Annotated in this window: 16 protein-coding genes; 9 read left to right on the plus strand and 7 right to left on the minus strand. The window is 48.4% G+C overall.

Annotated elements, in window-relative coordinates; genetic code table 11:
* The first annotated feature begins 26 nt into the window (after nucleotides 1-26).
* Both QUA80_RS10625 and QUA80_RS10630 read left to right on the plus strand, forming a co-directional pair.
* On the plus strand, nucleotides 27-1,901 hold the full coding sequence (locus tag QUA80_RS10625; protein WP_333423928.1) for a DNA-directed RNA polymerase subunit gamma: 1,875 nt from the start codon (nucleotides 27-29) through the stop codon (nucleotides 1,899-1,901).
* Between the two features lie 158 nt (nucleotides 1,902-2,059).
* Nucleotides 2,060-6,208 carry a DNA-directed RNA polymerase subunit beta'' gene (locus tag QUA80_RS10630; RefSeq protein ID WP_333424049.1) on the plus strand — a complete coding sequence of 1,383 codons (4,149 nt, stop codon included), beginning with the start codon at nucleotides 2,060-2,062 and terminating at the stop codon, nucleotides 6,206-6,208.
* A gap of 337 nt (nucleotides 6,209-6,545) precedes the next feature.
* Here QUA80_RS10630 and QUA80_RS10635 read toward each other — a convergent pair whose 3' ends face one another.
* Nucleotides 6,546-6,941, minus strand: a complete 396-nt coding sequence (locus QUA80_RS10635) for a response regulator (protein ID WP_333241348.1) — start codon at nucleotides 6,939-6,941, stop codon at nucleotides 6,546-6,548.
* 588 nt (nucleotides 6,942-7,529) lie between these two features.
* Here QUA80_RS10635 and QUA80_RS10640 point away from each other — a divergent pair.
* From QUA80_RS10640 to QUA80_RS10655, 4 genes are all read left to right on the plus strand, one after another.
* Nucleotides 7,530-7,766 carry a hypothetical protein gene (locus QUA80_RS10640; RefSeq protein ID WP_333423929.1) on the plus strand — a complete coding sequence of 79 codons (237 nt, stop codon included), beginning with the start codon at nucleotides 7,530-7,532 and terminating at the stop codon, nucleotides 7,764-7,766.
* Between the two features lie 42 nt (nucleotides 7,767-7,808).
* Nucleotides 7,809-10,361 carry a DNA topoisomerase (ATP-hydrolyzing) gene (locus QUA80_RS10645; RefSeq protein ID WP_333423931.1) on the plus strand — a complete coding sequence of 851 codons (2,553 nt, stop codon included), beginning with the start codon at nucleotides 7,809-7,811 and terminating at the stop codon, nucleotides 10,359-10,361.
* Between the two features lie 214 nt (nucleotides 10,362-10,575).
* The gene (locus tag QUA80_RS10650) at nucleotides 10,576-12,012 is read left to right on the plus strand and encodes an ABC transporter ATP-binding protein (protein ID WP_333423933.1); all 1,437 of its coding nucleotides are present in this window, start codon (nucleotides 10,576-10,578) and stop codon (nucleotides 12,010-12,012) included.
* A 121-nt stretch (nucleotides 12,013-12,133) separates the two neighbouring features.
* On the plus strand, nucleotides 12,134-12,286 hold the full coding sequence (locus tag QUA80_RS10655; RefSeq protein WP_333241353.1) for a chlorophyll A-B binding protein: 153 nt from the start codon (nucleotides 12,134-12,136) through the stop codon (nucleotides 12,284-12,286).
* 214 nt (nucleotides 12,287-12,500) lie between these two features.
* On the opposite strand, the gene rpoD is transcribed toward QUA80_RS10655, so the two are convergent.
* Nucleotides 12,501-13,670 carry an RNA polymerase sigma factor RpoD gene (gene rpoD, locus QUA80_RS10660; protein ID WP_333241354.1) on the minus strand — a complete coding sequence of 390 codons (1,170 nt, stop codon included), beginning with the start codon at nucleotides 13,668-13,670 and terminating at the stop codon, nucleotides 12,501-12,503.
* 48 nt (nucleotides 13,671-13,718) lie between these two features.
* On the opposite strand from rpoD, the gene QUA80_RS10665 reads away from it, so the two are divergent.
* Nucleotides 13,719-13,844: a hypothetical protein gene (locus QUA80_RS10665; protein ID WP_333343549.1), complete on the plus strand. Its 126-nt coding sequence runs from the start codon at nucleotides 13,719-13,721 to the stop codon at nucleotides 13,842-13,844.
* A gap of 513 nt (nucleotides 13,845-14,357) precedes the next feature.
* Here QUA80_RS10665 and QUA80_RS10670 read toward each other — a convergent pair.
* The 3 genes from QUA80_RS10670 to trxB form a co-directional block, all read right to left on the minus strand.
* Complete coding sequence (locus QUA80_RS10670) at nucleotides 14,358-14,519, minus strand: hypothetical protein (RefSeq protein WP_333241355.1); 162 nt, start codon at nucleotides 14,517-14,519, stop codon at nucleotides 14,358-14,360.
* A 1,131-nt stretch (nucleotides 14,520-15,650) separates the two neighbouring features.
* Entirely contained in the window at nucleotides 15,651-16,535 is an 885-nt protein-coding gene (locus tag QUA80_RS10675; protein WP_333423935.1) for an ABC transporter permease, read from the minus strand.
* A gap of 264 nt (nucleotides 16,536-16,799) precedes the next feature.
* Nucleotides 16,800-18,170, minus strand: a complete 1,371-nt coding sequence (gene trxB / locus QUA80_RS10680) for a thioredoxin-disulfide reductase (protein WP_333423937.1) — start codon at nucleotides 18,168-18,170, stop codon at nucleotides 16,800-16,802.
* A gap of 586 nt (nucleotides 18,171-18,756) precedes the next feature.
* On the opposite strand from trxB, the gene QUA80_RS10685 reads away from it, so the two are divergent.
* Both QUA80_RS10685 and QUA80_RS10690 read left to right on the plus strand, forming a co-directional pair.
* Complete coding sequence (locus tag QUA80_RS10685) at nucleotides 18,757-19,773, plus strand: methyltransferase domain-containing protein (RefSeq protein WP_333423938.1); 1,017 nt, start codon at nucleotides 18,757-18,759, stop codon at nucleotides 19,771-19,773.
* A gap of 243 nt (nucleotides 19,774-20,016) precedes the next feature.
* Entirely contained in the window at nucleotides 20,017-20,256 is a 240-nt protein-coding gene (locus QUA80_RS10690) for a helix-turn-helix transcriptional regulator (protein WP_333423940.1), read from the plus strand.
* A gap of 168 nt (nucleotides 20,257-20,424) precedes the next feature.
* Here QUA80_RS10690 and QUA80_RS10695 read toward each other — a convergent pair whose 3' ends face one another.
* Nucleotides 20,425-21,534, minus strand: a complete 1,110-nt coding sequence (locus tag QUA80_RS10695; RefSeq protein WP_333423942.1) for a diguanylate cyclase — start codon at nucleotides 21,532-21,534, stop codon at nucleotides 20,425-20,427.
* 387 nt (nucleotides 21,535-21,921) lie between these two features.
* Nucleotides 21,922-22,416, minus strand: a complete 495-nt coding sequence (locus QUA80_RS10700) for a DUF427 domain-containing protein (protein WP_333423944.1) — start codon at nucleotides 22,414-22,416, stop codon at nucleotides 21,922-21,924.
* Between the last annotated feature and the right edge of the window lie 37 nt (nucleotides 22,417-22,453).

Consider the following 22,453-nt stretch of genomic DNA (forward strand, 5'->3'; position numbering starts at 1 on the left):
ACAGTAAATAATCAATTGGAGTCAAAATGGCTAAGGTAGAACAACGCTTTGATTACGTCAAGATAGGATTAGCTTCACCAGAAAGAATTCGACAGTGGGGAGAGAGAACTTTACCCAACGGTCAGATAACTGGCGAGGTGACAAAACCAGAAACAATAAATTACCGGACATTAAAACCCGAAATGGACGGCTTGTTTTGCGAGCGCATTTTTGGACCTGCAAAAGATTGGGAATGTCATTGTGGGAAGTACAAACGAGTTCGCCATAGAGGCATTGTTTGCGAAAGATGCGGTGTTGAAGTCACTGAATCTCGCGTCCGCCGCCATCGCATGGGATTTATCAAATTAGCAGCTCCAGTAGCTCACGTTTGGTATCTCAAAGGCATCCCGAGTTACATGGCAATTCTATTAGATATGCCCCTGCGAGATGTCGAACAAATCGTCTATTTCAACGCCTATGTAGTCCTCAATCCCGGTAATGCCGAAAAGCTGCAATACAAGCAATTGCTCACGGAAGATGCTTGGCTGGAAATAGAAGACGAACTTTACAGCGAAGATTCCACGCTGACGGGCGTAGAAGTAGGCATAGGTGCTGAAGCTTTGCAAGTTTTGCTGCAAAATATTCCGCTAGAAAGTGAAGCGGAAAAGTTGCGCGAAGATATTGCTAATGCTAAAGGTCAAAAACGGGCAAAGTTAATTAAACGCTTGCGGGTTATTGACAACTTCATCGCTACGGGATCTCAACCAGATTGGATGGTACTCAACGTGATTCCGGTGATTCCCCCCGACTTGCGGCCGATGGTGCAGCTAGACGGCGGGCGTTTTGCAACGAGCGACCTCAACGACCTCTACCGGAGAGTCATCAACCGCAACAACCGTTTGGCCAGACTGCAAGAAATTCTGGCACCGGAGATTATCATCCGCAACGAAAAGCGGATGCTGCAAGAAGCTGTGGACGCGCTGATAGACAACGGGCGTCGGGGCCGGACAGTTGTGGGGGCAAACAACCGCCCGCTGAAGTCGCTGTCGGACATCATTGAGGGGAAACAAGGCCGCTTCCGGCAAAACTTGCTCGGGAAACGGGTTGACTACTCCGGGCGTTCGGTGATTGTGGTGGGTCCGAAACTGAAAATTCACCAGTGCGGTTTGCCGAGGGAAATGGCGATCGAACTTTTCCAGCCTTTCGTCATCCACCGCTTGATCCGCCAAGGATTGGTCAACAATATCAAAGCTGCGAAAAAACTGATCCAGCGCAACGATCCCAGCGTTTGGGACGTGCTTCAGGAGGTGATTGAAGGACACCCGGTGATGCTGAACCGGGCGCCGACGCTGCACCGTTTGGGGATTCAAGCCTTTGAGCCGATTTTGGTGGACGGCAGGGCAATTCAGCTTCACCCGCTAGTCTGTCCGGCTTTTAACGCTGACTTTGACGGCGACCAAATGGCCGTACACGTGCCTTTGTCTCTGGAATCTCAGGCGGAAGCGCGCTTGCTGATGCTGGCTTCTAACAACATTATGTCGCCTGCAACCGGAAGACCGATCGTCACTCCTTCTCAAGATATGGTGCTCGGTTGCTATTACTTGACAGCCGAAAATCCTGACGCTCAAAAAGGAGCCGGTCACTATTTCTCCAACCTTACCGACGCGGTTGTCGCTTACGAACAAGGAATCGTTGACTTGCACTCATACGTGTGGGTGAGGTTTCAAGGCCCCATAGAAAACACAGAACCTGAAGGAGAACCGCTGAAGGTGGAACGCTCTGCCGACGGTATAGTGACGAAAGAATACAAGTTCCGCCGGGTTCGGGAAGACGGAGAGGGCAAGTTGATCAATCAGTTTATTCGCACTACTCCGGGCAGGATTATCTATCACAAGACGATCGAATCGGTAATTAACAATTAGAAATTGGTAATTGGTAATCGGTAATTGGTAATTGGTAATAACTGACAAAGAATAGCTAAAAAGTAATAGCATTCGACGCGCCGTGAAAACTACCAATTACGAATTACAGATTGCCAATTACGAATTATGAATTAGGGATTACCAATTACGGATTACCAATTACCAACACCAGAGAAATGACAGAAAATAAAGAAATTGTTTTTCGCAATCGAGTTGTTGACAAAGGTCAGCTCAAAAAATTAATCTCTTGGTCTTTCATGCACTACGGAACGGCCCGTACAGCCCAAATGGCCGACAAACTCAAAGACTTGGGTTTCCGCTACGCCACGAAAGCCGGCGTCAGCATCAGCGTAGATGACCTGCAAGTACCGCCTTCTAAAAGATCGCTCCTAGATGCGGCGGAAGAAGAAATCCGCATCACAGAACAAAAATACACCAGAGGCGAAATCACCGAAGTCGAACGCTTCCAAAAAGTAATCGACACCTGGAACAGCACCTCAGAAGACCTCAAAGACGAAGTAGTCAAAAACTTCCGAGCCACAGACCCGCTCAACTCGGTCTACATGATGGCCTTCTCCGGCGCGCGGGGGAATATTTCTCAAGTGCGGCAGTTGGTGGGAATGCGCGGATTGATGGCCGACCCGCAAGGAGAAATCATCGACTTGCCCATTAAAACCAACTTCCGCGAAGGACTGACAGTCACCGAATACATTATTTCCTCCTACGGAGCGCGCAAAGGCTTGGTAGATACAGCATTACGCACCGCAGACTCCGGCTATTTGACTCGCCGACTCGTGGACGTATCCCAAGACGTAATCGTGCGCGAAGTAGACTGCGGTACTCAGCGGGGCATCCGGGTAAGAGCGATGACAGACGGAGCTACCGTGCTCATTCCCCTAAAAGAACGGCTGCTGGGACGTGTTTTTGCCCGAGACGTAGTGCACCCCAAAACCGGGGAAATCGTTGCTTACGGCAGCGAAAAAGCTGTCCGCAATCAGCCAATTACTGAGGAGTTGGCCGCAGAAATTGGTAAAGCAGGGGTGACAGAGGTCTATTTACGATCGCCCCTGACTTGCGAATCCACGCGCTCGGTTTGCCAGCACTGCTACGGCTGGAGTCTGGCCCACTTGCAAATGGTAGACATGGGAGAGGCGATCGGGATTATTGCAGCTCAGTCGATCGGGGAACCGGGAACTCAGCTTACCATGCGTACTTTCCACACCGGCGGCGTATTCACCGGAGAAGTCGCCAAACAAGAACGAGCGCCTTTCCCGGGTACAGTCAAATTCAAGAACTTGCGAACCCGCTCTTTCCGCACCAGACACGGCGAAGAAGCACTGGTAGCAGAAAACAACGGCAAACTCGTATTTGAAGGCGAAGGCTTTGAAGAAGGCAAATCCGGGGCCAAAAATCAAAAACTGAAAATAGAGCTGGCGATCGCCCAAGGTTCTACTTTAATGGTCAAAGACGGACAGCGGGCGATTCCCGGTCAAGTTTTAGCCGAAGTGCCCATCGCCGGCCGCGCCGCCCGCAAAACCACAGAAAAAGTCACTACCGACGTAGCCTCCGACTTAGCAGGAGAAGCCAAATTTGCTGATTTGGTGCCGGAGGAAAAAACCGACCGCCAAGGCAACACTACCCGCACCGCCAGCAAAGGCGGGCTGATTTGGATTCTCTCGGGAGAAGTCTACAACTTGCCCCCCGGTGCCGAACCAGCGGTCAAAAACGGCGATCGGATTCCAGCAAACAGCGTGATCGCCGAAACAAAACTCGTTTCCGAACACGGTGGCGTAGTCCGCATCGCTGACCCCAGAGAGATCGAAATTATCACCGCCCAAGTCCTGCTCGACCAAGCAATCGTGCGGGCCGAAAGCGCCGGCGGCCGGGACCACTACACGATCGAAACAGCATCAAACCAGCGGTTTTCGCTCAAAACAGCTCCCGGCAGCAAAGTCATCAACGGCGAAGTAGTCGCAGAATTGCTCGACGACAGCTACCGCACCGCTACCGGAGGCATTGTCAAGTACGCTGGGGTAGAAGTCCACAAGCGGGGCAAGGCAAAACTCGGCTACGAAGTGGTCAAAGGCGGCACCCTGCTGTGGATACCCGAAGAATGTCACGAGGTCAACAAAGATATTTCCCTGCTGCTGGTCGAAGACGGCCAGTACGTCGAGGCCGGTACCGAAGTAGTTAAAGATATTTTCTGCCAAACCAGCGGGGCGGTAGAAGTCACTCAGAAAAACGACATCTTGCGGGAGATTGTCATCAAACCCGGGGAACTCCACGCAGTCGATCGCCCGCCCCTGACTTTTGGGGAAGGTCAAATTGTCAGCGCCGGCCAGCAAATTTTCCCCGGCTTGGTTGCAGACAAATTGGGCTATGCAGAATATATCGAAACACCCGAAGGCCCCGCTTTGCTGCTGCGGCCGGTGGTCGAATTTCCAGTCCCCGACAAGCCGCCCGTACCTTCTCAGACAGCGCTCAACGAGTCGATCTCCCTCAAAGCAGTCCAGCGGCTGCCCTACAAGGACGGGGAGCGCGTCAAGTCGGTGGAGGGACTCGAACTGCTGCGGACTCAGCTTATTTTGGAAATCGGTTCCGGAGCTCCGCAACTGGCAGCAGATATCGAGCTGCTGCCGGATGAGCCCGAGGCTCTGGCTTTTGGAGCCGACGGTTCCGGGCCTGCTTGGACTTCGTCTGATGCCGCCGAGGTCTCAGGCGAACTGGCGCTGCCTCAAGACGGCGAGAACGAGCAGCCTTCGAGGATTTTCCGCTTGCAGTTAGTGATTTTGGAATCGCTAGTAATTCGGCGGGACGTGTCCGCAGACCCGACTCAGGGCAGCACTCATACGCGGCTGTTGGTAGAAGACGGTCAGTCGATCGCCCCTGGCGCAGTCGTGGCCCGCACCGAGATTCTCTGCAAAGAAGCGGGCATAGTCCGGGGCATCCGCGAAGGGCACAACGAACCCGTGCGCCGCCTGCTGGTGATGCGCGATGCCGATTCTATTTCGATTTCTGTGGCAGGTACCCCTGCCGTCACACCCGGTCAACTGCTGGTTGCAGGTACCGAAGTAGCTCCGGGAATTATTTTGGAAGAATCCGGTCAAGTGGTCAAGGTTGTACCGGCAAAAGGCGAGGAACCGGCGAAAATTTTGCTCAGAGTGGCTCGCCCTTACCGGGTTTCCGCAGGTGCAGTGCTGCACGTAGAGGACGGCGACTTGGTACAGCGGGGCGATAATTTGGTGATTCTGGTGTTCGAGCGGGCAAAAACCGGGGATATCATTCAGGGTTTGCCGAGAATTGAGGAACTGCTGGAGGCGCGCAAGCCCAAGGAAGCTTGTATTTTAGCCAAACGCCCGGGTACGGCGAGGGTGGTTGCGGATGACGATGCTGTCGAGCTAGCCGTGATTGAGGATGACGGCCGGATTGAAGAGTATCCTTTGTTACCGGGTCAAAACCCGATCGTTTCCGACGGTCAGCGCGTCGGTGTCGCCGAAGCCTTGACGGACGGGCCTGCCAACCCTCACGAAATTCTGGAGGTGTTCTTCCACGTACTTAAGGAACGGCAGCCTACTTTTGAGGCAGCTTTAGAGAGTTTCCAGCAGGTGCAGACCTTTTTGGTGAATGAGGTACAGTCGGTTTACCAGTCTCAGGGCGTGGATATTTCTGACAAGCACATTGAGGTAATCGTCCGCCAGATGACTAACAAGGTGCGGATGGAGGACGGCGGCGATACTACTATGCTCCCGGGCGAGTTGGTGGAACTGCGGCAGGTGGAACAGGTGAATGAGGCGATGTCGATTACTGGCGGGGCTCCGGCTGACTACACTCCGGTGCTGCTGGGGATTACTAAGGCTTCGCTGAATACAGATAGCTTTATTTCCGCTGCTTCGTTCCAGGAGACTACCCGGGTGCTGACTGAGGCTGCGATCGAGGGTAAGTCCGACTGGCTGCGCGGTTTGAAGGAAAATGTCATCATCGGCCGCCTGATTCCTGCGGGGACTGGGTTCAATGCCTATGAGGATGCTGGGGTTCAGGATGCGGCTTTTGACGGTGCTGTTTTTGATGACGAAATCCACGATTTGCAGGAGGATGTGGTACTCGACGATCGCACTGCGCGCCGCGCTTATACGATCGACAGCGGTTTCGAGATTGGACGCGGGTCTGACATTGAGGTTGATGAGGATTTTGAGGAGGTTGAGGTTGATGAGGACGATTTTGTCGCTGAGAGCGATGATGATTCCCTAGGTGAAGTGGTCGATGACGATGACGATATCGGTTACGACTTCGACGAGGACGAAGACTAATCTCATGTTTTGAGATGGCCGCGCAGCAAGCAATAAGAGTGAGCTGCGCGGAGATTTTTTGGTTCTTCGCGATCGCACGCCCCGAGAGCATGAGTTGAAAAATATTAAATTCTTTATCTCAAAACTTAAACCTCAGAAGTCATAGCATTGTGCCATCGGCACATCCAAAAGAAGAAGGAATAAGGTAGGAAGTATTCGTCAGAAGGCATAAGTCAGAATAAAAGAATAATTTATAATTCAAGAGTTTTAATGGTTTGTTAGTTCAAACAAAAAACTCTTTGTTCCTTCTTCCTTCTTCCTTCTTTCTTATTTCTTCTTCCTTCTTCCTTCGGTTCGCTCAGTCAGGGAGCAAAGCCTTGATCTGATTGACAAACTCTTGATGGTCTACCACAGGCTTAGAGATGTAACCGTCGGCACCGCTTTGATCCAAAAAGGTTTCTCTATCACCGGCCATCGCGTGAGCTGTTACCAAAATAATCGGCAGCGAGGCTGTTTGCGGGTCAGCTTTAAGCAGTTGAGTAATCTTGATGCCGTCCACAGCTTTTCCCTGGTACACGCTCCGCGAAAGAGACACATCCATTAAAATCAAATCAGCTTCGCCGTTCGCAGCAATCTGCATCACCTCTTCAACATTTTCCGTGTGCTTCACGGCTAAGCCCCCCCGCTTAGTCAGAATTTTGGAAAAAACCCGAGCATTAACCAAATCGTCCTCTACAATCAGAACGGTTTTCATAAATAAATATGGGAAGTATGGAAACTTTGCGACTTTAGTCCAAAGAAGAACACGGCACGGGGACTAGATTCCCCGTCAAAAATGCAGAGTTTTTAGCGCCATCAGCCGGGAACCCTGCAAAACCCGTATTTATATCCTTGAGGTACTAGCCGTAAGAGGGTGTACAGATGCCCTGAAGCATCCAGTACCATCATTTAGACTACTACACACAGACAGTTTAGTTGTTTTTTAGAAGGAGACCTGACACTGCTAGAGGCTAAAGATTCCCAGGTAATAGGTTTCTAGTATCCTCTCTTTCGGTCAAGCCTCTGGCTTGGAGTCCGGGATGTGTGACAATTATTTTCTTTCATGCTCTTAGAATAAAGCAATGTTTATTTATATACTCCCGCTGCTGCATTCGGAGTAGCGAATATAGCAGGGGATTTTGGGGGATTCCCAATTCTCAGTTTTGAGCATCGAGACGGCTCAAAAGATCTAGGCTTCCGTCGATCGAGGTGCGGTCTGACTCTCCCTCTGGCGAGGAGAGCTTTTGACTGCTGAATTTTTAAGGATCGGCATTTGTGAGCGATTATAAGGAAAAGCAGGGCTGTGAATCAACCTTACTCACGGCTGAAGGTAAATAAACAGGTAGGCACAAATGAAGGCAACATAGAGGTTAGGGTAAGAGTGGAGAGTAAGAGGCAAGTGTTGCCCGTCTTCGGCACTCTGATTCTGCTTTCAGTAATTAAGTTTATTTTTATCCTCCCGCTGGGCGGTTTTGTCGGACTTTCGGTTTGCCTGCGGCAAACGCTTTTCACTCGAGACAGGCAACCTCAGCACTATTGACCGAGGCTGTCTTCACTCAGGAATTAACGGACACAAGGACTCATGGCTAAACAACTCAACCTACTTTCCGGGCAAGTAATTTCTACGCCTCTGCACGCCGAGATGCAGCAATCCTACCTCGAATATGCCATGAGTGTGATCGTCGGGCGAGCTTTGCCTGATGTCCGCGACGGTTTAAAACCGGTTCACCGTCGAATTTTGTACGCGATGCACGAACTCGGTCTGACGCCAGACCGACCTTACCGCAAGTGCGCCCGGGTAGTTGGAGATGTTTTGGGAAAATATCACCCCCACGGCGACCAATCGGTTTACGACGCTCTGGTACGCATGGTTCAGGAGTTTTCGAGCCGCTATCCTTTGCTGGCGGGTCACGGCAATTTCGGTTCGGTGGACAATGACCCGGCTGCTGCTATGCGGTATACGGAAACTCGGCTGGCACCGATCGCCCACGAAGCTATGCTAACCCAAGTCGGCGAGGCAACTGTTGATTTTACTGGTAACTTTGACAGTTCGCAGCAGGAACCGACGGCGCTGCCTGCTCAGTTGCCGTTTCTGTTACTCAACGGCTGTGCTGGCATTGCTGTGGGGATGGCAACTAATATCCCGCCGCACAATTTGGGCGAGGTGGTAGACGGTTTAATCGCTTTGATTGAAAACCCTGAACTATCCGACGAGAAGTTGATAGAACTGATTCCGGGTCCTGATTTTCCCACTGGAGGGGAAATCGTCGCTACAGAGGGCATTGTTGACGCCTACACTAAGGGTCGAGGCAGCATTGCGGTCAGGGGTGTAGCCGGGGTGGAAGAGGTGCCAGGTAATCGCAAGGTGCGCACTAAAACGGCGATCGTGGTGACGGAGTTTCCGTTTCAGGTAAATAAGGCGGCTTGGATTGAAAAGGTGGCGGAGTTGGTCAATTCCGGCCGGATCGACGGTATTTCTGATTTGCGTGACGAGAGCGATCGCGAAGGCATTCGAGTTGTGGTTGAACTCAAGCGGGAATTTACCCCAGAAGCGGTTCTGGCTCGCCTTTACCAACAAACTGACCTGCAAACAAATTTTGGCGCGATTTTGCTGGCAATTGTTAACGGTCAACCGCGACAGTTGACGCTGAGACAATTGTTGCAGGAATTTCTGGATTTCCGGGAAGTGACTCTTACCCGCCGCTACAGTTACGAGTTGCAGGCTGCGGAACGCCGCTGTCATATTGTCGAAGGCTTAATCTTGGCTTTGACAAATCTCGATACAGCGATCGACATTCTCAGAAATTCTCCTGACGGCACTACTGCTAAGCAAACTTTGCAAGTTCGCCTCAATTTGAGCGAAAGTCAAGCTGATGCTATTTTGGCGATGCCGATGCGCAGGCTGACTGGTTTGGAAAGGCAAAATTTGCAGTCTGAGTTTGATGAGTTGATGGCTAATATTCAAGAATTGCAGCGGTTGTTGAGCGACCGGCGCGAACTTTTGAAGGCTTTAAAGAAGGAATTTCGATCGCTCAAACGCAAGTACGCTGACCCCCGCCGCACTAAATTCGCCAATGGAACCGGACGCGCAGCCAACGCCGAACCGCAATTTTCTGGTAAGAAAAATTCTGCGGTGAAGCAGTTGTCGCCGGCAACGATTCAGCCTAACTTATTGCCCGTTCTAGAGGCAGAGGAAACTATTGTTGAATTTTCCCACAAGCAGTACGTGCGGCGCTTGCCAGCTGGCGAACGACCTCGCTCGAAAAGTCGCGAAAAATCGGTTTCAGCTTTAGAAAAAAATGAAGATTTTATTGTTACCGCAAAGCTGACAAAAACCGATCGCACTTTGGTCATCTTAACTCCTAACGGCAAAGCTTACCCGCTGAAAGTGGCCGATATTCCTAGTAGTAGCGCCAAAGACCGGGGAACGCCGATCGTTAGTTTGTTGTCGCCGAGTGCTACTAAAGAAAGTGCCGGTCGCGCTTTGTCGGAAATCACAGTCGCACACTTTATTTTGCCGGAAAATTCGGAAGCGGCAGATTTAGTAACTCTGACTCAGCAAGGGAAAATTAAGCGCTTGCCGATGCAGGAATTTGCTGATTTGACTAATCGCGGCGTTACTGTTGTTAAACTCAAGGAGGACGATCGGCTGCGCTGTGCGAGTCTGGCTAAAGTCGGCGAGCAAGTGGCGATCGCAACTTCAGGAGGCCGAGTCCTCCGGTTTGAGATTGATGACGAACAACTGCCGCCAATGGGCCGCGCGGCCCAGGGCTCTCAAGTAACCAGGTTGCGGAAGCAGGAAGAGTTGGTGGGTTGCATCACTCTCGACCCGGACGACAGTCTGGTACTATTTTCGGAGTTGGGTTGGGCAAAACGAATGCCTGCAGGTTCTGTCAGACTTACTAACCGAGGTGAAATTGGCACTCAAGCTTTTCGCTTCGCAGAGCCTAAAGATGCTTTAGTTGGCTTGCTGCCGGCTGTTCCGGGTACGGATGTCAAACTTTTTACTAATTCTGGCCGCCTGCTGCGATCGGCTATTGATGCTATAGCTTTTTGGGGGAAAGATGCTGCGGGCGATCGAGTTTTTGACCTCAATCCGGGTGAAAAAATTATCAAAGTTATCAGCAGTCTATAGTCATTAGTCATTGGTGATGGGTCATGAGTCATTCATTGTGTCATTATTCGCTGTGAGTCAATTTAAAGCTTGCCTTTGTTGCCTTCGAGCGTATACATCCAATTCCTTTCCTCATTCAGCGTTATTCCCAGGCAGAGCCTGGGAATACAGACCCAAAGGATCTGCCTCCAATTCCCCAATCTAAAATCTAAAATCTAAAATCTAAAATTGTTTGATGGCGCAAGTTGTATTAGAAAATATCTACAAAAGTTTTCCGCTCCGCCAAGGAGAACAGGAAAAAGAAGCAAACAGGGTCGCAGAAAGTGTCTCGCCTGCGGCCGATAGCCCTTCGTCTAACAGCGTTTTGCGTCGTATTAACCTGACGGTCGAAGATGGGGAATTTATGGTGCTGGTGGGACCTTCGGGCTGCGGAAAAAGCACTTTGCTGCGCTCGATCGCCGGTTTGGAAGTTTTGACTGCCGGCAATATTTGGGTTGGCGATCGGGTGGTTAACGATTTACCTCCTAAAGACCGAAATATCGCTATGGTATTTCAAAATTATGCTCTCTATCCTCATTTAACAGTTTACGATAATCTCGCCTTTGGATTGCGCCGCTCTGAAAGGGAGAAAGAAGAAGAAAGAAGGAAGCAGGAAGCAGAAAGAAAGAAGCAGGAAGCAGAAAGAGGGAAGAAAGTAGAAGCGAAAAGGGGGAATATCCAAGGAGAAGAAGGAAAAATCCAGAAGGGAGAAAAAATTAGGAAGAAGGTAGAAGAGGTTATTAATTATTTAGCTTCTAATTCTTTTAAGACTAATCTAGCTTATCTTTTGTTTGAGGACTTTTTAGGAGGAGTAACTCGCAAGCTGCCTCCGGGCTTGCGCTATTTATCGGAACGAGAAAAGGCAGTAGGAGAACGAGTCCTGAAGGTAGCTGAATTATTGCAAATAGAATCTCTTTTAAATCGCTTGCCGAAACAACTTTCGGGAGGGCAAAAGCAGCGGGTAGCTTTGGGTAGGGCGATGGCTCGAAATCCTGAGGTGTTTTTGATGGACGAACCGCTATCGAATCTTGATGCGAAATTGAGGGCGGAAACTAGATCGCAAATTGTGCAGTTGCAGCGACAGTTGGGAACTACAACTATTTATGTAACTCACGACCAAACTGAGGCGATGACTATGGGCGATCGGATTGCTATTATGAATAGAGGTCAGCTTCAGCAAGTAGCTCAACCTCTAGAGCTTTACAACAAGCCGGCTAATTTGTTTGTTGCTGAGTTTATCGGTTCTCCGCCGATGAATTTTTTGTCGGTGCAATTTAGTGCTCCGCTGTTGATTTCTCACCCCCAATTTCGCTTTACTTTACCGGATATTTGGGCAAAAAGTCTACAACAATATGACGGGCGAGGGCTAATTTTGGGCATTCGGCCGGAACATCTGAGCATTCACCCTCCTGCTACCAAAAATCTTTCGGTACAAGTGGAAATTGTAGAGGCTTTGGGACACGAAACTTATTTGCGGGTCGGTTTGACGGATGCTCCGTCCGTGCGGATGCAAGTGCGGGTTCCTCCTGAGCGATCGATCCGAGTTGGCGAGGAACTGTGGCTGGCCATTGCCCATGACAAGATTCACTTGTTCGACCCCGATACCGAGTTGGCTATTTTTCCTGTTAGGTAAAATCATCAAGCTCGATCGACCGCTGTCACCTATCCCCTTCTCACAATTTTGCACTTTTTTCAAGTCTTTGTTATATTAATTTATATAAGCCTTACAAAAGTTAACGGAAGGAGTTGGCACTATGCAAGAACCAAAACGCAACGCTTGGAACTGGGGCTTCAGCGAAGGAGCCGAAAATTGGAACGGTCGTTTGGCGATGATTGGTTTTTCTGCCGCTGTCATCATAGAATTGGTTTCCGGTCAAGGCCTGCTTCACTTTTGGGGCCTGATGTAATTTTCTAGTTAAGACTTTTGTGACACTGCAAAGCCTGGGAGTTCCCTAACGGACTCCCTAAATTTTGACAGCGCAATTTGGGCAGCAAATAACCACTTGCTCCGTCCGGTTAGAAGCACAAACTTTAACAGCTATAGCTGAAACCGGGGCGGGGGGTCTCCCCCCCAAAAAACAGAGTGCGAATCACTCTTTTGGGTGATGCTAGAAAATTACTCTAGCGGATATATTCCTTTAAGATGCTGTTGCGGTTGGGATGGCGCAACTTGCGAAGGGCTTTAGCCTCGATTTGGCGGATCCGCTCGCGAGTGACGTTAAAGATTTGACCAATTTCCTCCAAGGTCTTCATCCGTCCGTCATCTAAGCCGTAGCGCAGCCGCAGTACATCCCGTTCTCGGGGGCTGAGAGTATCCAAAACGCTTTCCAAGTCTTCCCTGAGCAAGTTTTTTGAGACTTGATCTTCTGGTGTTTCTCCGTCAGATTCAATAAAGTCTCCCAGACGCGAGTCTTCCTCTTTGCCGATCGGAGTTTCTAAAGAGATTGGCAACTGTGCGGATTTAGCAATGAACCGCAACTTCTCGATCGTCATCTCCATGCGCGTAGCAATTTCTTCTTCCGTAGGCTTGCGACCCATTTCCTGAGACAGGAGTTTGGTAGTTTTTTTGATCCGCGAGATGGTTTCGTAAAGGTGAACCGGCAAGCGGATAGTCCGGGATTGGTCGGCAATTGCCCGAGTAATGGCTTGACGTATCCACCAAGTTGCGTAGGTAGAAAACTTGTAGCCTTTTTCGTGATCGAATTTTTCAGCGGCCCGGATCAGACCCAAAGAGCCTTCCTGAATCAAATCTTGGAAAGACAAACCGCGATTCATGTATTTTTTGGCGATCGACACCACCAAACGCAGGTTTGATTGCACCATTTTCTCCTTTGCCCGCCGACCGACGTGGAGTCGGTGACGGAATGCAGGTAGTGCCATATCTACAGCATTAGCCCATTCGTTGTCCTTGGGCTCGCGGTCTAACTCTTCGAGCAGTTGTTCTCGAACGCGCTCTAATTCCAGCAAATCTGCAATCTTGCGAGCCAGCTCGATCTCTTCATCGGCTCGCAGCAGCCGAATCCGACCGATTTCTTGGAGGTAAAGACGAATAGAGTCTTCTGTATAATGCTTTTTCTTTGCCTGAGCCCGACGGCGGGCTTTGACGCCTTTGCCAGATTTAGTGTCGTCCTCCTCAGATTGAGAGTCTAGAAAATCTTCTCGATCGTCTTCTTCGTCGATGAAGAGTTCCAACTCGTTCTCTGGTAGAACGCTTTCGGCGTTCCTAAGCAACTCGATTGTTTCCATTTCGGGTTTAAGTGTGGTTTCGAGTACGGTGTTAGCCTGGATCATGCCGCCTTCCTCATGCTCCTGAATTGAAGAATAAATAACAGTGGAATAGTGTCTGTTTGTAGTTTAGACAAGTTAGCCAATATTGGCATTCCCGCAGCAAAAAATAGTGGGATTTTCGGTCTGCTAACTGAATCTGTTACCGAAACTGCACCAGTTTTACGAGTCAAAGTTTGAGTTCTGGTTTGAATGAGCGAGCGCCTTGAATTAATCGCTGACTTGAACGTCGCGACCTCGAATTGAGCGTGGGGCTTTTTCTTTCGCAGCGAGTTACCGCATCATCTGCGATACCTTGCCCTGAGAAGCGAACCCAGAGATGCGAGCGATCGCACCTTCAAAAATAGTGGCTTTTTTACTCGGTACTTCGAGCTTTTACCCGTACAAGTTTTCCGGCACTGAACCCTCTAACTTTTGTGTTTGAGGTGTCGAACTTTTGATTCGCCTGCTGCTTTCACTCTGGTTGTCAGACATCACAGTTGCACGGCAAATTTTCGCCACCTTGGATGCGGGTCTGCTGCCTCAAATGAACAACAGATGGTCGAAGTACCTAAGGGTGAGAATCGGATCTTGCAAAGACCTTTCCGATTGTAGCCTTTCTCACAAAAAATGGAAGTTGTTTTCCGTTTTTTGTCAAGAACTAGGAAAACTTTGTCAGCTTAGCTTGACAATACTAACTCATTTCCGGCTCTGCTAAATCCTGAGAATGCCCAGCAAAAACTTTGGCACGATCGAACGGCGCTGTTTTCTGCGCGTATCTGGGTGAACGGCTGCGACGTAGTTGGCCAGACAGTTAGCAGACAATTTTTGACTTGCCGGAATTGAGACCAATACAATTCGTGTAGATGCACCCATCTTTACCCTGTTTCCCTGAATTGAATCATACGAAATCTGCGATTGAATAAAGCTCGTAGCTTTAGTTGTAAAGCCGGCAACTCTGGATTAGAGACCGACGATGACCCCAAATGAAGCGTTGCGGGTTTAGTAGTGCAACAGGGGCTTTCATTGTTAAGTTAGCTCAAATCTCAGAAATTGGGTTTAATTTTGACGTTAAATCACATTAAGTTCTTAACGTCACTTTCTTATTTAAGCAGTTTGACACGAGTTTGTCGCGTCAGCAGCAAAAACCACCCGGATAAATTCTACTGACAGTTAACCCGGTGCGCAACTCCCGGCTGCCGACTGCTCTAAAATTTGTTGGCTTTCGGCTCGCACTTGCGCGATCGCACTCTCTCACAAGCAACACAATTTGGCATCTTCCGGAAGTATAACTTCACAATTCCTTTAAAATATCGTGACAGTGTAAAGATTCAATAAATTCCTTCCATCAATTTTAGGTAGCATTCCCGAATTGTCTTGATAATTTCCAGCAGGCGCAACAACAAGCACAGGGGCGTTGCTGCAACTGCTGACAGACGATAAATCCCTAATGGAAGGAAAATTTACCCCATTAGCGATGTGGTTATTATTGTTGGAGAAGGCATAAGGGATCATCTCAATGAAAGCATCCAAGCTAGAAATTGGGGTTTTGAGGCTCTCTTGCTGCAAGGACAGAGGAAAAAGGAAGGAGCCAAAAGAAGTATTTTTACAAAGATGAGATGCTCCCAGGCATAAGCTGCAGAATGCGCTTAAAGATGTGGAGGGGTAGGACGCTAGTGCGATCGCTAAAAATTGTGTTAAGTTTATTTAGAGCGTGTCCTCAGAAATCGCCTATCCGGTCTTTCTCCTCTAGTCTGGTTTAAATGATCTGGATTGACCGTTAGGAAATGAAGCTATCAAAAAAAATTCCGCTACCTGTATATAAGTGGACTACAAAAAAAGTTTATTAAACATAATTAACCTTGATGACAGAAAGATTTAGTAATTAACCTGGCAGATATTACCATTTCTTTATAGGGCGTGTTTGCAATCAGAACTTCATTTTGTTTATGTTGGTGAATAAAGACTAAAGTCCTGACTGCGAACTTAATTTGACCGCGAGACAAATTACTGCTGATTCCGCAGCCGAGGGTTAACAAACTCGTTTAATCCTTCTCCCACCAAAGATAATCCCACCACCATTAAAGTCATCGCCAAACCGGGAAACAAAGCCGTCCACCAAATGCCAGTAGGTAGTGCATCTAAAGCTAAACGCAAGTCGTGTCCCCATTCGGGAGTTGCTTCGGGAAGTCCTAATCCCAGAAATCCCAAACCTCCTAATGTTAAAATTGCATCTGCAGCGTTGAGCGCAAACAGCACCGGTACGCTCTGAATCACATTCAGAAACAGATAGCGCGAAAGCACTGTCCAAGTGTCAGCACCCATTGCTCGGGCAGCTTCGACAAACAATTCGGTTTTGACGCTGACGGTGTGATTCCTGACTACGCGGTAGTATTGAGGGATGTAGGAAATACTCAGGGCGATCGCCGCATTCAAAACTCCTTTTCCCACTACAAACGCTAGCGTGAGAGAAAGCAGCAACCCCGGCAAAGTGTAAATTGTATCCATTAAAAATAACAGCACTCGATCGAGCTTGCCGCCCAAATAACCGCTAACCAAACCCAGCGGCACACCGATAAACAAACTCAAAGCAGTGGCTAAAATTACTACTTGCCAAGCCGCCCGGGAAGCAAACAGCGTGCGAGAAAACACGTCGTAGCCGCTGCGGGTAGTACCGAACCAATAATTCGCCGACGGCGGTTCGTGGATGGGGTTAATCAAAGCATCAGTAGGATTTTGCAGCCATCCCCAAGCTTGCATAGCTGGAGACAAAGCGGCTACCAATACAAACACGGCAGTTATTGTCAAACCTGCCCACATCATTTTCATTGACAGGCTTGACGGTGAGGCACTGTTGAGAAATCGCGGTAGTCGGAGGCGGCTTTGAGCCATAATGACGATCGACCTATATAAGACTTTTCGATTTTAGTAGCACTCAGGCGAAAAAACCCGGAACAGTCAAAAATCCTTTTTCTCATTCGCCAAACACTCGCGACAAACCGGGTTTTTTCGAGGGATGCGGCTAAAAAAAACGATTTCTTCCCTGCGCGTTAGTTTCGTACAGGGGAGAAACCGTGTTTTTGGCAGGCGGGAGGCAAGTCGAGTTTAGGTTAAATCTCCCTTGGCGAACCTCAAATCTAAAATCGATCGATTGTCCTACACATTACTGGCAATTAACTCGCGGTACTGGCTTTTTGGCTTAACTCCTTTGAGCTCAGCCACCAAATCTTTGTTTTTGAAATATTGAATCGTCGGCGTACCGATTACGCCAGCATTTTCAGCAATTTCTGGATCTTCTTCAATGTCGATTTCCACATAGTGGATTTTGCCCTCGAACTCATCTACTACTTTGCTCAAAATTGGCTTGAGGCTGTGGCAAGGGCCGCAAGTCGGAGAGGCATATTTGACTACAATCAGTCGATCGCTATCGTGGAACAACTTCCGCAAAGCATAACCTCCTTCGTGGCGCGTGTCTTTGATATCAAAGTTCTCGCTGGTTTTGCGTACTTTTTGAGCTTCCGGCGCTGCTGCGGGTTGCTCGGATTCCTCAGTTTGATGGAATTCCTGCGTTAAATCGTTCGACGACAGCCAACGTTCTGCCAGCATCGCCCCCATACAGCCGCTGCCGGCCGCAGTGATGGCTTGGCGAAACTCGTGGTCTTGCACGTCGCCGACGGCGTAAACTCCCTCGACGCTGGTTTCTACCGAACCGTGTTTGGTAACGATATAGCCTACTTCGTCGAGTTCTAACTGACCTTGGAACAGTTGAGTGTTGGGAGTGTGACCGATCGCGTAAAACAATCCTTTCACCGGCAAATCGCTCTCGGCGCCGGTCTGGATATTTCTAATTTTCACCCCGTCCATTTTGCTGCCCGCTTCGCCCAAAATATCCACTGCTTCGGTGTTCCAGTGCACGGTTATTTTGGGATTGTTCAGCACTCGGTCTTGCATGGCTTTGCTGGCGCGCATTCGATCGCGCCGCACCAGCATGTGTACGTGAGAGCCGTATTTTGTCAAATAAATAGATTCTTCCGCTGCTGTGTCGCCCGCGCCGATTACAGCTAATTCTACTCCTTTAAAAATTGGGGTAGCGCCGTCGCAAATCGCACAGGCAGAAATGCCGTGACTCCAAAATACGTGTTCGCTAGGCAGCCCCAGCCTTTTCGCCGTCGCGCCTGTAGCGATTACTATCGTGTGGGTTTTGATTTCTCTGTCTTCCGATCGCACTGTAAACGGACGCTTGGTCAAATCCACCGAAATTACATCTTCTGTGTATAATTCGGCACCCCAGCGCACTGCTTGAGCTTTCATCCGATCCATGAGTTCCGGCCCGGTGATGCCTTCGGGAAAGCCGGGGAAGTTTTCGACTTCTGTGGTTGTCATCAGTTGACCGCCGGGGATGCCTCCCGTTTGGTAGCCTTCAAAGACTATGGGTTTCAGGTTTGCTCTCCCGGCGTAGATTGCTGCTGTGTAGCCTGCCGGTCCTGAGCCGATAATTACTAGGTTTTCTACGGTTTGTTCGGTCATAGCTGTTAATTCAAACTCATAACGACTTCGTTTTATTAATTCTAGCAGAGTTCGATCGAGTTTGGTTTGATGCCATTGTGCGATCGAGCATCTGTATCTATTTTTGAGGGTCGATCGGTCTTCGGGGCAATTCCAGTTACTTTAATAAGCAAAAACAATCTAAAAGTCGATTTAGTTTTAAATGTTCGATCTATTTTGACCCCTCAAATCTTAAGAAAATCTAAAGACAACCGAAATTATTGACTTCATTCTCAATTATTTTACCTATTTACTTGCTTTGAGGCTTGTGGTACGATTTTCACAATCCAGGGGCATTATGACTAATTTAACTTTTGGACGCTGAAACCTACTTAATTCATAAAATTAGCAAACTCTTCAAATGTAATAAGTACAATTGTTTATGCAAAATCCGCATTTTATGGTTTAAGAATTGTAAAGGAGATTTTGCCGAATTTGACAAAATACAGTAGTTGTGGTATGTAAGGTGCGATCGGCGGGAAATTTAGAAGGAAATTTTTAACCGCTTCGGAAGCACAGGCGGGACGCCAGTGCCACGATAAACATAGAATTTTGTAATTGTGTCTGAATGGATAAAATCAAGATATTGTTTGTGTGCAGTCAGAATAAGTGGAGGAGTTTGACTGCCGAGAAAATATGCCAGAAGGTTAGCGGCTACAGCGTGCGATCGGCTGGAACGGAAAAAGGTGCAAGAATTAGAGTAACTGAGGGTCTTGTCGGTTGGGCGGATTTGATATTTGTGATGGAGAAGAAGCACGGCGATCGACTTCGCAGCAAATTTCCCGAAAGTCTCGAAGGCAAGAAAGTTATTTGCCTGCAAATCCCGGACAATTACGAATATATGGAACCGGAGTTAGTCGAGCTTTTGCAGGCGAAACTGAACCCCTATATGGAAATGCCAGAGAACGAGATAAATTTTATGCAGCGAGTTTTGGAACCGGAAGTGATGGATTCCTTGGAAGAGGCGATCGAATACGATTCGATGGACTTTACTGAGGTTAATGCTGCTTTTGCTCAGAGTGCTGCGGCGTTGGGGCCGGTTTTTGGAAACGTTTTGGATGCGGGGACGGGTACGGCGAGAATTCCGATCGCCCTTTGTCAACTCCGGCCAGCCTGGAAATTGACTGGCATCGATTTGTCGGCAAATATGCTGCAAGTCGGGGCCCAAAATGTGGAAAAGGCGGGCGCGCGATCGCAAATTAGTCTGGAATTAATTGATGCTAAGGCAATGCCTTACCCTGACAGTTATTTTGACATGGTGATTTCCAACAGCATTATCCACCATTTGCCCGATCCGCTGCCGTTTTTGCAGGAAGTCAAGCGGGTGTTGAAGCCGCAGGGAGCAATTTTTTTGCGGGATTTGCTGCGGCCGGAAAAAGCGGAAATCAGGGATAATTTAGTCAAGCTGTATGCGGGAGATTGCAACGCGCATCAGAAACAGTTATTCAGCGATTCGCTGCAAGCAGCATTTACGCTGGATGAAGTTGAGGAGATGATGCAAAATGCCGGGTTGGATGGATTGAGGATTTACGAATCTTCGGACAGACACTGGACGGCGGAGCGTGCTTGGTGCGAGTCTTTGTAGGCGCGGGACGATCGCCCGATAACATTTTTACGCAGTATTGCACACCTTTAAGCTAAATACTTGTCCAAATCCGACTCACGACGCTTCTATTGTCAATTGGGAAGCTGGCGAACAATAACCTAGGAATTCAGATGCTGTTTGTAAGGCATGATCGATTCATGCTCCTTTCCAAAATTGTCTAATCAATTTATTGTTTAGTTAAGATGCTTAAGCATCTTATATAAAAAATGTGCGATCGAGGTTATGCCGAAAAAGCCCGTTCCGCGACCAGAAAATGAAGAGTCGCATTTGAAGAAGCTCAGGGAAGAACTGGAGATGAGCCAGGAAGATTTGGCGCGAGAGCTTGGCATTTCGTCGCAAACAATCAGCCGTTGGGAGTTGGGGAAGAATGTGCCGACGTTCACCGTCAAGCAGATGAAAGCTTTGGAGAAATTGCTGGCTAGCATCGGGAGGTCGATCGGCGATTTGCCAGACAATCTGTGATGGAAACCATTAAACAACCCCACGGATAAATCTGCGGATCGCTTTTTCCAATCTAAAATCTAAAATCTAAAATCTAAAATCACTCGAGGGCTTGCCAGACAATCTGTGATGGAAACCATTAAACAACCCCACGGATAAATCCGTCGATCGCTTTTTCCAATCTAAAATCTAAAATCTCAAATCTAAAATCACTCGATCGCGCCCTTTGTCTTTAGCTTGATAAAGCGCGCGGTCTGCCGCTGCAATCAAGTTTTTTTGTGTTGCGGACGATCGAGGAAACGTACTCGCTACCCCCAAACTCAGCGTCACGCGAGAACACACCTCCGAATTAATGTGTTCGATTTCTAGTTCTTTAATCCACACTCGAATTTTCTCTGCAATCCAGACAGCTATTTCAGGCGAAGTCCGAGGCAAAATTATTGCAAATTCTTCGCCTCCGTAACGGGCTACCAGAGTCTCGCCCGAAACTTCGCCTGTTGAGTAATTTACCGCAGCCAAAATAGCTTGGGCAACCTGCTGCAAGCAAGCATCTCCTGCCTGATGTCCGTAAGTATCGTTGTATTTCTTGAAAAAGTCAACATCGCATAAAATCAAAGATATTTCTGCTGCTGCTTCTCCCAATTCTTGCCATTTTTTCTCTAAGTATTCGTTAAAACAGTGACGGTTGGCAACCTGAGTTAAGCCATCTAAGTTGGCAAGGCGATACAGTTCGCTATTAGCTGCTCTTAATTGAGAATTAGCTGCTTCTAGCTGGGATTGCGTGAGCGATAAGTTGTAATAAAGTTCGCTTAGAAACCAAGTAGCTTGTTGGTGAATTTGGGATAAAGCTACCCACACTTGATGCACGTCTAACAATCGGTAAACTTGAGGTTCTAACTGTACAACAATTGGCTCGTAAATTAGTTCAGGCGGTCGCTGCATGGCTCGCTGAGCTGCCAAGACAATTAAGGTTACTCCTGGTAAAATCAAAACATCGGTTTGAGCTATTTGATACAAGGCTATAATCGGTCTGCAAGCAAATATATCTACTCCGTAAGGGCGGCTCATGCGTTCCATAAATCGCCGACGCGATATCATCCCTAAAAATTCCCCATTTACGGTCAAGATAACTCCCGGAAGCAGCGGGTAAGATTGAAAAAACCGGGCTACTTCTTTGGCAAGATATGAGGAGTCAACCTGAAAATTGAATACAGCCAGATCCTTAAGAGTAGACTCTAAAGATAAATTTTCAGGTGGTTTTTCTGGCGAGTTAGATGGCGCGATAAATTCAACAGACACAGCGCAGACCCGAATAAATAATAAAGCAACAAACCTAGTCTAAACTATTAACTTATAAGTATTTATTCCCAGGGGCTGTATTTTTAACTACACTATATATTTAGGGAAGTAAGCTCCTGCGTTAGTTTATGCCCTGCCTGCATTGCTTTGCGTTGATTCATCCTCACTCAATTATAGATTTATTAAAATATTACTGAATTTTTTACTCTTGGTTTTTTGCGCCGTAAAAAAAACCAGTTTCTGCACGAGTCCTCAACTCATTCGCGGCGCACAAAAACTCAAAAAACCTGGTTGTTAAACCGGGGTCGAGGCTGTAACGAGATTTTGCGTAAAAAAACGCGGTGTCTGCCCCTGTCCTCAACTCAAAACTCAAAACTCAACCTTCCCTCACCACCCCCACGTTCCTGGCCCTCCCTTAAACGGGCCGACAATATCTTTGGTAATCCAGCCGCCGTAAAAATCCCCTGGTTGAGATTGCACTAATTCCCCGTCCACATAACAGGCATCCATCTTGCTCGGATAAAAAGCCACATAATCTTTAATAGCTGCAAAAACCTGATTGGGATTGGGATAAAACCAAGCAGCATTTACTGCTTCTTTTGACTCTACCGCCACAGTGTAATAACCGGCTTGTCCCTTCCACTCACACCAAGAGCCCCGTAAAGTTTTGTGCAAATATTCCATTTGAATGTCCTCGGGGCAGATATAGTAGACAGGAGGGTGGCTTGTCTCCAATACTCGCTGAGGGTGGCGCGTATCGGCGATCGTCACTCCATTAAAAATTATCTGTACGTGTTTGGTCGATTGCTCAAGGCGAGGGGGACGCGGGTAATCCCAAACAGACTCTTGACCTGGACCGGGCTCTATTCGATCGAAGTTCACTTGCACAATCTCCCCTGCAAAAAAAAACAATTAGCGA

It is taken from the genome of Microcoleus sp. F4-D5, assembly GCF_036704885.1.
GTDB lineage: Bacteria > Cyanobacteriota > Cyanobacteriia > Cyanobacteriales > Microcoleaceae > Microcoleus.